The sequence below is a fragment of the Mucilaginibacter terrigena genome (assembly GCF_004168255.1).
Classification (GTDB): domain Bacteria; phylum Bacteroidota; class Bacteroidia; order Sphingobacteriales; family Sphingobacteriaceae; genus Mucilaginibacter; species Mucilaginibacter terrigena.
This window is the reverse complement of record NZ_SEWG01000003.1, coordinates 474,639-486,624: the sequence shown is the minus strand read 5'-3', so window position 1 is coordinate 486,624 and position 11,986 is coordinate 474,639. Positions and strand designations below refer to the sequence as shown.

General features: G+C 42.0%; 11 protein-coding genes and 1 tRNA gene. 7 read left to right on the top strand and 5 right to left on the bottom strand.

The features are described from left to right. Nucleotides 1–83 precede the first annotated feature (83 nt). A tRNA-Phe gene (locus tag EWM62_RS09375) sits at nucleotides 84–156 on the top strand. Nucleotides 157–270: 114 nt separating this feature from the next. On the opposite strand, the gene EWM62_RS09370 is transcribed toward EWM62_RS09375, so the two are convergent. Further along, on the bottom strand, nucleotides 271–903 hold the full coding sequence (locus EWM62_RS09370; RefSeq protein ID WP_129876390.1) for a hypothetical protein: 633 nt from the start codon (nucleotides 901–903) through the stop codon (nucleotides 271–273). Between the two features lie 227 nt (nucleotides 904–1,130). Here EWM62_RS09370 and EWM62_RS09365 point away from each other — a divergent pair, with 227 nt between their 5' ends. The 3 genes from EWM62_RS09365 (at nucleotide 1,131) to EWM62_RS09355 (ending at nucleotide 3,182) form a co-directional block, all read left to right on the top strand. Next, on the top strand, nucleotides 1,131–1,997 hold the full coding sequence (locus EWM62_RS09365) for a DUF5677 domain-containing protein (protein ID WP_129876389.1): 867 nt from the start codon (nucleotides 1,131–1,133) through the stop codon (nucleotides 1,995–1,997). Between the two features lie 243 nt (nucleotides 1,998–2,240). After that, the gene (locus EWM62_RS09360; RefSeq protein WP_129876388.1) at nucleotides 2,241–2,429 is read left to right on the top strand and encodes a DUF2188 domain-containing protein; all 189 of its coding nucleotides are present in this window, start codon (nucleotides 2,241–2,243) and stop codon (nucleotides 2,427–2,429) included. A 417-nt stretch (nucleotides 2,430–2,846) separates the two neighbouring features. After that, nucleotides 2,847–3,182: a potassium transporter KefB gene (locus tag EWM62_RS09355; RefSeq protein WP_129876387.1), complete on the top strand. Its 336-nt coding sequence runs from the start codon at nucleotides 2,847–2,849 to the stop codon at nucleotides 3,180–3,182. A 34-nt stretch (nucleotides 3,183–3,216) separates the two neighbouring features. Here EWM62_RS09355 and EWM62_RS09350 read toward each other — a convergent pair whose 3' ends face one another. Continuing rightward, complete coding sequence (locus EWM62_RS09350; RefSeq protein WP_129876386.1) at nucleotides 3,217–3,933, bottom strand: DoxX family protein; 717 nt, start codon at nucleotides 3,931–3,933, stop codon at nucleotides 3,217–3,219. Between the two features lie 218 nt (nucleotides 3,934–4,151). Here EWM62_RS09350 and EWM62_RS09345 point away from each other — a divergent pair, with 218 nt between their 5' ends. After that, nucleotides 4,152–4,388: a hypothetical protein gene (locus EWM62_RS09345; protein WP_129876385.1), complete on the top strand. Its 237-nt coding sequence runs from the start codon at nucleotides 4,152–4,154 to the stop codon at nucleotides 4,386–4,388. Nucleotides 4,389–4,885: 497 nt separating this feature from the next. Then, nucleotides 4,886–6,454, top strand: a complete 1,569-nt coding sequence (locus tag EWM62_RS09340; protein ID WP_129876384.1) for a CotH kinase family protein — start codon at nucleotides 4,886–4,888, stop codon at nucleotides 6,452–6,454. 42 nt (nucleotides 6,455–6,496) lie between these two features. Here the strand turns inward: EWM62_RS09340 and EWM62_RS09335 are convergent, their stop codons facing one another. The 3 genes from EWM62_RS09335 to EWM62_RS09325 all read right to left on the bottom strand — a co-directional run bounded on the left by EWM62_RS09335 (nucleotide 6,497) and on the right by EWM62_RS09325 (nucleotide 11,229). Further along, nucleotides 6,497–8,431 (bottom strand): tetratricopeptide repeat-containing sensor histidine kinase, encoded by a 1,935-nt coding sequence (locus EWM62_RS09335; RefSeq protein ID WP_129876383.1) that lies wholly within the window; start codon nucleotides 8,429–8,431, stop codon nucleotides 6,497–6,499. A gap of 280 nt (nucleotides 8,432–8,711) precedes the next feature. Next, on the bottom strand, nucleotides 8,712–9,791 hold the full coding sequence (locus EWM62_RS09330) for a lysylphosphatidylglycerol synthase transmembrane domain-containing protein (protein ID WP_129876382.1): 1,080 nt from the start codon (nucleotides 9,789–9,791) through the stop codon (nucleotides 8,712–8,714). 19 nt (nucleotides 9,792–9,810) lie between these two features. Beyond that, nucleotides 9,811–11,229: an alkaline phosphatase family protein gene (locus tag EWM62_RS09325; RefSeq protein WP_129876381.1), complete on the bottom strand. Its 1,419-nt coding sequence runs from the start codon at nucleotides 11,227–11,229 to the stop codon at nucleotides 9,811–9,813. Nucleotides 11,230–11,430: 201 nt separating this feature from the next. Here EWM62_RS09325 and EWM62_RS09320 point away from each other — a divergent pair, with 201 nt between their 5' ends. Beyond that, complete coding sequence (locus EWM62_RS09320; RefSeq protein ID WP_129876380.1) at nucleotides 11,431–11,979, top strand: hypothetical protein; 549 nt, start codon at nucleotides 11,431–11,433, stop codon at nucleotides 11,977–11,979. Nucleotides 11,980–11,986: the final 7 nt, after the last annotated feature.

Genomic DNA, 11,986 nt, shown 5'->3' with positions numbered 1-11,986 from the left:
GCTGTGGCTTAGGTTGAACTAAAAAAGAAAAAAATCTTTCAAAAAATAAAAAAAACGCTACATTTGCAAACCTTAAACGGAGCGGTATCATAGCTCAGTCGGTAGAGCAAAGGACTGAAAATCCTTGTGTCGCTGGTTCGATCCCAGCTGATACCACATTAAAACAGAAAGCCTTTAGTTGAAAGATTAAAGGCTTTTTTGTTGTTTGTCGATTGCTAAATATGGACGCACTCTTACAACGGGCGGTGATGCTTGATTTATTTTGGCATATTAAATCATTTTTATATCAAACCCCTGCAAATAACTGATTTTCCATTTATCGCCCTCTTTTTTCACGTTAAAATTATAACGGACATCTTTCCAATCGGCTAATGCATCTTTAGGCAGGCTACCCCATGTCCAGTACAACTTACCATCTTCGTTGTTAAGCTCAATAATATGCACATCAACTAAACCAAAAGGGTTAGGGTGGTCATAAGGTACTTCCTGGCAATAACACCAGGGGTCGGCATCAGTAGCAAAACCAAAAGGAGGTATCTCTCCTGTGTAGAAAGGCGCGATCTGTTTATCTTTCATCTTGCTATACAGTACCTGGATGATTTTATTGTAGTTATTGATGAACTCGTCAGAAAAAAAACCGGTATTTCTCAAACTATCATCGATCCCTTTAAGTTTACTCAGATCAAAGCCTGTAACTGTGCTATCCTGCCGGTTTACTATAAATGGGAGTAAATCCGGAACTTGTTTATGATCTTCGGCCCATACAAGCAAATTTCTGACGAGCTTTTGAATCTCCTGTTTATCCTTTTTAGTATTTAACACTACAGAAGGATTAACTTGCGTTTCGGTTGCCTTTGGTTTACTGGTTTCATTACAGCCTGATAAGCAAACTATTAAGGCCACGAAGGCAAATCTAAGAGGGGTCATTTTCAGTTGATAAAAGGTTTTGATCGTTTAGTGAAGATAGACAATTTAACCATTTCCAAATCTGCCAAATTTTCAAATCATTGATGAAATATTGTGTTATAAATAAGGTCTGATACCACATCAAACAAAAAGCCTTTAGTCGAAAATTAAAGGCTTTTTTTGTTGTTATATTTAATAACTAATTTAAGATTAAGCCAATTAATATGCCTATTACACATTCGCTTGAACATTTAAAAAACCTACATCAGGAAGCGGTGCTTTTTTTCAAGGCTGAATTGAGCATGATTAAAGCAATACTTCCTAAAATTACAGATGATCGAATAGCAAAAACTGCTACTTTATTATTGAGCAGTGGACACACGGGCACAGCGCTTCTCCAGTTAGCCACTCAAACAGATAGTTTCGCAAGCGAAACGGTTATGTTGGCACGTTCTTTTATGGAAAAGTTGACTAATTTTTGTTATGCGAACATTTGTGATGAACAAGAATATCGTGCATTCATATTACATCCTGTATATAAGCAATTTCACAATATGGGTTTACCAGATATGGGTGCTGATCCTTATTTATGGAAGGACAATTTCGAAGCATGCAAAAGGCGACAAGAACAGTTGAAAAAGATCGACATTGTAAAAGAAGCTCTTACTATCTTTTCTGAAACAAAAAGCAATTTAAATTGGACGAAGAGAACGATGGCACAACGCATTGATGCAATAGAAAAGTATGGAAAACTGTTTGACATGCTTTTCGTACTCAGCAAATATCATTACTATTCCGATGCCTCTGAAGCACTTCACGGTTCACTTTATGGCTGTACACTTAACATTGGTGCGTTTGAACCGGGATTTAATCCGACCAATCAGAAAGCCCTTGAAAAAAGATCATTAAAAGATACCACTTGTGTTTTGTTGCACTTAGGTATGATGCTGCATGAATGTTTTAAGCTAATATCATATTCTGCTGACATTAAAGAAATCTACGGTCACTCATACACTAATTTCAGTCATGCACTCAACCTTTTGTTTCATGTGCTGGAAAAGAAAATAGAAACTAATAAAGCCATATCCTAAAAAATATTGCATATTTAGCAACCTAACCGCTTATATAGCCCAATCCGCTAGTAATTCAAATCCGACAAGAAAAAATCGAGATTATATACTCGCTTTATATTATAACAACCCAATTTCCCTCTTATTTCCGCAGCCTCTCCATCTGTTAAAAAGTTACCCTTCTCTGTCAACCCAGGAATAGTGGCCCAAGATATCCTAAACTATCCCCCTCACCCTTTGTTAACTCATAAAAAAGGAGGACTTATGCCCTGGTATAACGGAGATTACCCGCCATCTTATAAAAATCAGCCCAAAAAGATAAGGGATAAGGCAACAGAGATAGCCAACGAGGTTTTAAAAACAACCGGCAACGAAGGCGAAGCCATTGCCACCGGCCTGAAGCAGGCGCGGCTGCATTTCGCTAAAAAAAAGGCCGCTAAAACCAAAGATTAAGTTTTACCGGCAGCTTCTTAGCTATCGCGGCCTGGCCCTGTAGTTCCATGCAATGTAAATGGTCAGTACTATCAAATGGAGAGCGGTAAACATTAAAAGCAAAAGGCCGGGGCCTAAACTGGCGCCCCCGGCATCCATATACTTTAAAATATAGGCCCACAGTGCAACATTATAAATTATCATTACAGAGACATTAATTATAAATGCCGTAAACAAACGCTCTCTGTTGGGCGATAAATATGTTATAGATCCGGCAATCAATACAAGTAAAATTAAGGGCCACATCATTGGGCTAATGTACAGTAAGAGTTATACATACCATGTGTTTTAATTAGGGCTATTTATAAAAAATAATATTTGCATAAATCAATTATTGAAATTAACTTTGCAATACAAAGTACTTTTAATAAATCAATTATGACAACAACAAACAATACAACAAAGCCCATTTTTACCGGTGCCCTGGGCAAGCGCATGTTAACCGGTGCAATAATCGGCTTAGCTATCATCAGCTTTTTTGTGATCGGCGCCGGGAAAGGCAACCCGGCGTGGGGCGATTACTGGCGGGTAAAACCTTTACTGCTAACGCCATTTTTGGGTGCCATGGTGGGTTTATGCTATGATATTAGCGAACCTTTAGGCAGGCTTAACGGCTGGATGGGGAAAGTTTTCCTGTTATTAAGCTTTGTGGGCTATTTTATCGGCATGTGGATGAGCATGGTACTGGGCCTGGCCGGCACAATGTGGCATTAGTAACCCCACTGCCTGTAGTGTTAAATATTCCGGCTTACTTTAAAGCCTTATTATAATCGTCCAGGCACTTATTAAGCGGCTGCCCTTTTTGATGGATGCAATCGCAAAAAACATTGCAGGCCCCCGGGTTTTTACTTTCCCTGCATTGCGATCTGCAATCAGATAAAGTATTACGGGGTTTAATAGAATATAAATTACCAACTATAAGCACCACAATAACAACGGCTGCAAATGCACCGGCAAAAAACCGCACCGGAAACTTGCTGCTGCTAACTTTTTCTGTTGGCATATTGTTAGTGGTGGCCGCAGGGCGATAAAATGGAAATATGTATTTTAACTTATCGTAGTTCCAGCACAACAGGTACAAATTGGCCAGCACCATTAATGGCGATGAAAGCAGCGATCCATCAAACCGCACCGCGAACGACAGGATACAAATATTTAGTATGTTGGGGAAATAAAGCAGCGCCCCCAATATAGCCGTGCGGGGTATCAGCAACAATATAGCCGCCGTAACCTGCACAACGCCGATAAACGTATAATAATAACCGGTATGGTGCAGGGCTTCTAAATAATTCCCCATAGGATGATTGTTTGATAGCGAGGTAAATCGCTCGCCCATGATCTTAACAAAGCCCGATGGGATAAAACCTGCCGCCAGCGCTATACGGGTAAATGTCGAAAAATATCGCATCCATTTGTTTCCTTTTGTCCGGGCATGCAGTTGGTCAAGTCTATCAGATAGGTTCATATAATTAATAAAAGTACTTTGATTTACAAAGTTATAAATTTTACCTGACATATTATATGTTGCTTTTTATACCGATCAGCAGAATTATAAATTTTATCAATTTGAGAATTAGCTGCTTAGGTAAAAAATGGCGTAAACAGACAATAGGGCGACAAACATTAAACAATATCAGCGGGTTTTTTAACGTCTACATAAAACACCGCCTACAACTACAAGCTATGAAACACAAAATTAAACTGCCCGACGGAACTTTGCAGCTTATTGAAATTACAAGCGCTTATTTTAAAACCTGGCACGTGTGGAATATAAAATTTGCCGATGGCAAAGCCGCCACGTTATTCAAACTTGGCAGCGAATGGATGCAGCGTAACGAAGATTTTTTAGACGAGCATGTGATCAACGCTATCGGCAAACGGATAGATAGCATCCTGGTAAGGCGGAAGATGGCGTTTTAGGGTTCCGATCCCGCCTGTTGTTGCTGAGCAGCGATCTCTTTAGGTGGCATAAATCATTGGTTCAGACAATACACCCCGGTGGCGCAAGCGTGACGTGTGTGCCCTGCCAATAACGTGAACCTAAAATCCTTTAAAGTGTAAATCAATCCCAGTATTAACAACCAAAAGTTTAAACTTTTTTCAGGACGGGTCATAAATCACCCTGTCCCATTCTGTCCCATTCAGAAACCAGTGGGACACCCTTTTAAATTTTCAAATAACTAATAATCAATTATTTATAATTTTTATTTGACCGCTTTTATAAAAAAGTCAAATCGTTAAACAACTCATTATCAATATATTAAACAAAATTTCCCATTCGTGTAATATTTAGTGGGACACCCCGGTACAGGCGTTGGATATAATTACCCCGGCAGTCTGTAAACGAATTATCATTTTGAAAATTTTTTAACTATAAGTTGCTACTAATTAGTACTTTTGCGGCCCTGATTAGTTTTATGATTAAAAAATATTTACTATTTATAATATTTTTTGCGGCCATAGCCGGTTGCAAAAAAGAAGTTACTATTAAAACCCCCGTTACACCGCCTGTTACACCGCCCGTTGCTGCTGCCGACAGTGTCTTCTTCACATCCGTAAAGTTGGAAGCTAAGAAGAACCCGGGCGTTATTACCAAAGATGTTGTTTGCAATATCACTAAGGACCAGGTAACCGCGGTGATCCCGCAAATGGAGAAGCTTACCAAAAAGCTTGTGGTAACGTTCACCACCAAAAACTCAACCGTTACTAAAAACGATACCATACAAGTTAGCGGTACCACTGCCGTTGATTTACGCAAGCCTGTAACCTATACGCTTACATCGGCCAGGGGTACAACCCGTAACTATACCTTTTCGGTAAAAATGTTTACCGGCCTGCCTGTTTTGTACCTTACAACTGATGGGCCTGTTGTATCAAAAGACAACTATGTTAACGGCAGCTTAGTGGTTGATGCCAACAATAGTTTCGTGCAGGAAAAAACTGATATAGCCCTAAAAATAAAAGGCCGTGGTAACTCTACATGGTCAAATTTTCCAAAAAAACCATATCGCTTAAAGTTTAGCGATAAAGCCGCTATGCTGGGCATGCCGGCGGCCAAAAACTGGGTACTGCTTGCCAATTACGATGATAAAACCCTGCTGCGTACCCGCATTGCCTTTGAATTTGCCCGCAGGATAGGATCTGATTACGCGCCCGAAAGCCGCTTTGTAGAGGTGGTGATGAATGGCAAGTTTTTGGGTAATTACCTGCTGACCAGCCAGGTTGAAGTGCACGAGAACCGTGTAAACATTACCGAAATGACCGATAATGATAACAGCGGCGACGCGCTTACCGGCGGCTACCTGTTAGAGCTTGACCAGCGCAAGGACGAGAAGTTTTGGTTTGTGACAAAAAAGGGCTTACCTTTTACCCTAAAATCGCCGGAAGAGACCACACCGGCACAGCTTAAGTATATCCAAAATTACATGCAGGCTACCGAGGACGCGCTGTTTGCCAATAACGCCAACGACCCGGTAAACGGTTATGCCAAATACATTGATGTTGAATCGTTCATGAACTGGTTTTTTGTAGAAGAAGTGGTAAAAAACCAGGATGCCCGCGATTTCAGCAGTATATTTTACTATAAGAACCGAAAAGGCAAACTGGGTATGGGCCCGGTTTGGGATTTTGACCTTAGCGCGGGCAATGTAGATTACTCGGTATCGAAAGAACCTAATAACTGGTACATACGCGATGCTACGTGGATGATACGCCTGTTTAAGGATGTGGCGTTCCGCAGCAAGGTTAAAAAACGCTGGAACGAAATACGCGGCACTGCCGTTGAAGCCATATTTAAGGATATAGACGAGAACGCCGCGTATCTTAAACTATCGCAGCAGCAAAACTTTACCAAATGGCCTATACTGGATAAATACGTTTGGCCAAACGCGGTAGTACTGGGTAATTACGATCTGGAAGTTGCCTACGCCAAAAACTTTTTGACACAACGCATAGCCTGGATAGATGCTGAGATAGCCAATTACTAAGTTTGTATTAAGGTGAATAAGCCCTTTAACTAAAAAATGCAGCTATGCAGGCACATTAACCGTAACAATGGTGCCCTTACCCGGTGCAGAATTGTACTTAATAGTACCCCGTAAATATTCGATGCGGGTAAGGATATTTTTAAGGCCGATGCCCTCAAAGCCATCAGGCTTATCGGTATCAAAGCCTACGCCATTATCTTTTATCACCGCGCTTATCTCGCCGGCATCGCGTTTTAAAATGATCTCCAGTTGGGTAGCCCTGGCGTGTTTTATTACATTATTGATAGTTTCCTGTATAATGCGGTAAAGCATGGTTTCCACGTTACTTTCAAGGCGGTCTTTAAAGCCGGTTGTTTCCAGACGTATCTTCAGGCTGTCGGAATCTATTTTTTCAATAAAACTTTTCAGATCGGATGCTATGCCCGACCGCAGCAGCATGTTTGGCATCATCTGGTGCGATATTACGCGTACTTCCTTACAGCTTTCGTCAACCAGCGCCATCGTATTTTCGGCCAGGAAACGGTCTTCCTCACGCGGCAGCGCTATCCTATCGAACAAACCACTCAAGTTCATTTTAACTGCCGAAAACAGCTGCCCAACCCCATCGTGCAAATCCGCGGCTATGCGCTTGCGCTCGTGCTCTTCTGCATCAATAACGGCTTTGGTCAATATATCCTGGTGCTTTAACATCTGCGCCTGTAAAAGCGCTTTTTGCTTTAATTTATTACGGTTGTATATTAACCCCGCCACCAACAGCGATACCAGCAAAAGCCCCACAATTATAGCTATGGTAGTTTTTTGCTTGGTGATGGATAGTTTTTGAATAGTGTTCTCTTTATTAAGCAGGCTTATTTTTTGCTCTTTTTTAACAGTTTCAAACTTGGTTTGCATCAGGGCAATTTGCTTGTTGCTGTTTTCGTTGATCAGATCCAGGCTGATGGACTGGTACTTTTGGTGAGCCGCTAACGCGTTTTTGTAATCGCCCATCCGTTCGTAGATCTGACTTATCGACCCCCATCCCGATTTTTCGCCCTGCTTGTATTTACTTTCCTGGCTTAGCTGCAGGCCCTTCTTCATCCAGTCGAGCGCGGTTTTATAATCCTTTTTCTCGGTGTAAATAGCGCTGATGTTCATATAAGTATCGCTTACCTGTTTTTTATCGCCAAAAAACTGGTCTAATTTTAACACCTCCAACTGGTACTTTAGGCCTTTATCATATTGCTTCATGGCGGTGTAACAATTGGCCATGTTAGAGTATACCTGCGATAGCCCGCGTGTATCATTATGCTGTTTACATATCGCCAGTGCCTCGGCATCCATTTGTAAGGCCTTTTCAAATTTGCCACCTTCGCCGTAAACATTGGCCAGCAGTTGCAGGCAACTTACCATTATAGTGCTGTTATTTATTTTTTTACCCAGCGCCAGGCCCATCAGGGCATATCGTTCGGCCTCCTTAGGGTTTCGGTTATCAAAATACACCAGCGCTAAATTCCCTAATGATGAACTGATGCCGGTTGTGTCTTTCAGTTTTTCGCGAAGGGCTAACGCGGCCAAATGGTTTTTTATAGCTTCGCTGTAACTGCCCGTTTGCCAATAGTACACGCCCAGGCTGCTATAGCCTTTGGCAACTATTAACGGTAAATTATTTTTTTTTGCTAACTGTAAGCATTTTTCGGCGTACACCTTCATCGCATCAAACTCGCCTTTAAACGAGCTTTGGATAGCCATAAAAGAATAGATGTTGGCAAGGCCTTTCTGGTATTTTATTTTTTGGGAGATAGCCATAGCTTGGTCTATCATTTTTTGAGATTGCGCCGGATCCATACGCTGTAGTTCGAGCGCTATTTTATAATAAACGTTTGCTTTTGTGGTATCGGCTTTTGCATCAGCTAATACCTGTTTCAAACTGTCTATCTTTTTATTTTGCGCAAATGCAATAACCGGTATGCACAGCGCTATCAATAGTAACTTTCTCATTAAGGGGAATAAGATTAGTTATTAAAGATATATTATTTATTGCTATTAATAAATAGGCGGCAGGTAGAAATAATTAATCAGTTGAAAGAATGAAACGGCTGCTGTCCTTGAATCAGGAGGCTCCTATGGAGCCAAAAGAATTATGTCTTCTTTCTATAAACAGGGCGCTCCTCCGGAGCGATAGTTTATCAGGCGCAGGTATTATTATTCCGTAGGAATACCCTGTTTATAGATAACATTATTGGAATGCATGGCTCCATCGGAGCATGCTTCAACAAGGTTAAGCCTTCTTCATGGTTTGTTTGCGCAACAGGTTTAGTACTACGTAAGCGCCTACCAGCGCCGGGAAAAACAGCAGGAACGACCGCTGCAGCAAAGTAAATATCGGGATCAGGCCGGCGGGCACAATCCGTCCAAATAAAGTAGCTATAAAACCTTCGGCAAACCCGCTGCCGCCGGGTGTTGGCGCAAAATAGATCATAAATTGTATCAATATCTGTATAGATATTACTTGTACCAGGTCGGCATTAACACCCAACCCAAGCAATAATACCCATTGCAGGCAATACTTATTCATATAAAGCGCTGTGGTAATAACCAAACTCAGTGGGAACAAAAACGGGTGCTTGCGGATAATAACGCTGCATGTTTGCTGGTATTTACTAATGCTCGCAAAAGAATTATCGGCCCATTTGGCCAGTTTCTCTTTTCGTTTAGGGAAGATAGCGGATATGCCATTGGCTATTTTTTTGATAAGGGCGCCTATCCAAAGCGGTTTCCAGAAGGCCAGCAAAAAAGCCAGCAAAAACACCAGGAAAAAACTAAAGCCATATTTAAGCATAGCGGGTACCATGCTGCCAACCGAACCGGTATCCATTAACATAATAGCTATAAATCCTGCTAATGGCATAAATATCAATGTAGCACCCATATTTAATAATGTTACCGCGAACGAATCTATGAATGTTACGCCGTTACTGGTGTAAACAAATATCTGCGCGGGGCCAGCGCCCCCATGTGCCGGGGTTACCGCGCCCATAAACATATTGGCAACATTTGCCCTGAAACTTACCCAGTGCGATACGCCCGGCGCCAGTTTTTGAATATATATATGGTTGCGCCAGCTACCCAGCATCAGGTCGACAAAAAGCATTATAAAGCAAATTGCGATGTATTTATAGGAAATATGCGAAAGCGCCTTTACGGTATCGCCGGTGTTATTGTAGAAAAATACTACCGCAATAGTAGCTACTGTAATTAGTGCAAACCAAAAAGCGCCTTTTATAATAACCTTTTTATTAAATACGTTTTTGGCTTCCTGTTTTTCGGTTTCGGCGGTGTGCCTGGTAGTTTGTGTCATCTATACTCTGGCAGTAATATTAAAATAATGGTTCGCCCTCTGAACTTTTGGGGGTGATACCTTTCCACTTCAGGATGCTGTCAAACAGATCGGCGGTACGCATAGGCTGTTCGTTCCAGCCTTTTTGGTTGTATATCATGGGCACATGGATATGGTACCTGTGTAACGAACCATGCGAGCCTTTGTGTTCGGGATATTCCCAAAAATCGCGCAGGTCGTGCCCCAGGCTCGCGCTGATCACAATATCCCCCGCCCTGCGGCTTTGGAACAATTGATAGATCTGGAACACCGCATCCGGGTAATCGGTATCAAAAGTAGCTTTTAATATAGCGCGATGGCCGGTAGCTTCTATCTTGCCGCCATATTTTAAAACATCGGCAGTAAGGGGCTGGTAGGTAAATATGTTATCCTTAACCGAGATCTTCGCTTTACCGGCTTTGTTGTGCACGATAAAAGTTTGCTCTTCGTCGCCACGGTAAATGGCAAAATCAACCGCATCCTCGTTCAACAGCAATTGCAAACGTTCGGCACCCATGGCTTCGATGATTCCCTGTTCGCGCAGCACATGGTCGCCCTCGTGGTTCAGGAAATGGATACTGCCGAACGAATTGCCGGATATCATCACCGCGCATTTTGGGTTGCTTTTCCATATCACCGGGTAGTAAACAGATTTTAATCCGTGGTCGGTCATCCAGTCGGCCAGGTCCAGGTGCTTGGTAGTTGGGGTAAGGCCGTGGTCTGATGTCATAATAAATAGCGTATCCTCCCATTTGCCCTGTTCCTCTAATTTGGCGCGTACCTCGCCAAGGCTACGGTCCGCAATTTTATAAGCCTCAACTGTGCGCGGGTCGCGGATATGATGGTAATGCGAATCCCAGTCTACACTCGGGAACACGGCGAACAGGAAATCAAAATCCTTACCCGAATTGAGCATTTCCATGATGCGCGCATGGCCCTGCAGATCTACCGGGTGGTGGCGCAGTTTAAAATGCGCGCGCATATACATCAGGCCCTTGCCCTTTTTGCCAAGGTCGTATTCATCCGGCACACTGCGGGTTATCATGTTGTACACGTTGTACGATTCGTCCATCAGTTCAAACAACGTGGGCTTATCGGCCGGCATATCAGTATTAAACCAGGCGGCCTCGGGCCCGCAGTAGCTGCGCATAGCCAGTTTGTTAAACCTTGTACGCTTAAATTCCTTTTTATCAAACCAGCGGATGCCGGTAATATCCATAGTACCGGGGAAGTGCCCGGTTAAAAATGGCAGGTATGCAGGGCCGGTAGTTGAAGGGAAACAGGTAGTGGCCTTGCGGTAAGTACCTTCGTCAATAATTCGTTTTATGTTTGGCAACAGGCCTTGCTCTATCAGTTCGGGTAAAACTTCGCTGTGGGCGCCGTCAACTAAATAAAACAGCACTCGCTTTTTGCTTTGCATCAATACTAAAAATATTAAAAAAACGGCTTTTAAACATTGTTAAGGCCGTTATGAAAATTATGTTCGTAACTGTAAAATAAATAAATAAATATTAAATTTTGGCCGATAACCTGTAACTATTATACATACGTTAAAAAATCACCTGGTATCTCAAAATTTAAAAGTTTTAGTTAAAATTGCAGATTGTAAGTTTGATTACACTTGAAACGCATTTTCGCCATATTTCTTTTAGTTATCCATTTTTTTAATTGGGGTGGATACATGCTGCTGCAAAATTATATGCTGGAACTATCTGACAGGCACATGAACGAGTTGATAAGCCATAACCTTTACGACCCAAATGCCCTTGTAGAGCTAAAAGTAAAGCAAAACCTGCCCGGTATTAACGAATGGCCCGATTATAAAAACGTTAGCGGATCTATCCAGTTAAAAAACGCGTGCTACAATTATGTTAAGCTTAAGTTTACCAAGGACACCCTGTATGTAATGTGCGTGCCCAATTGCGAAAAAACAAAGCTGATAGATAACAATGTAATTTACGCCAAACAGATAAATGATATCCCTACCGATAAGGGTAACGATGCATCGGTAAAAAAAGGCGGCCCCGATGTTAAATATGACCATCCTCAGTTGATTATCAGCTTTCTGCGGTTCGAGAATATCCCTCCGCAGGGTTTTAATAAAATGTACACCATTTCTGCCGCTCCGTTTATCCCGGTACCGGGCCAGCCTCCTGAAATTTTAAGTTAACCCAATT

Coding starts and splice junctions, on each gene's coding strand:
- EWM62_RS09360 (WP_129876388.1), top strand. CDS start 2,241: ATGCCCTGGTATAACGGAGATTACCCGCCATCTTATAAAAATCAGCCC.
- EWM62_RS09330 (WP_129876382.1), bottom strand. CDS start 9,791: ATGACACAAACTACCAGGCACACCGCCGAAACCGAAAAACAGGAAGCC.
- EWM62_RS09335 (WP_129876383.1), bottom strand. CDS start 8,431: ATGAGAAAGTTACTATTGATAGCGCTGTGCATACCGGTTATTGCATTT.
- EWM62_RS09365 (WP_129876389.1), top strand. CDS start 1,131: ATGCCTATTACACATTCGCTTGAACATTTAAAAAACCTACATCAGGAA.
- EWM62_RS09325 (WP_129876381.1), bottom strand. CDS start 11,229: ATGCAAAGCAAAAAGCGAGTGCTGTTTTATTTAGTTGACGGCGCCCAC.
- EWM62_RS09355 (WP_129876387.1), top strand. CDS start 2,847: ATGACAACAACAAACAATACAACAAAGCCCATTTTTACCGGTGCCCTG.
- EWM62_RS09350 (WP_129876386.1), bottom strand. CDS start 3,933: ATGAACCTATCTGATAGACTTGACCAACTGCATGCCCGGACAAAAGGA.
- EWM62_RS09340 (WP_129876384.1), top strand. CDS start 4,886: ATGATTAAAAAATATTTACTATTTATAATATTTTTTGCGGCCATAGCC.
- EWM62_RS09345 (WP_129876385.1), top strand. CDS start 4,152: ATGAAACACAAAATTAAACTGCCCGACGGAACTTTGCAGCTTATTGAA.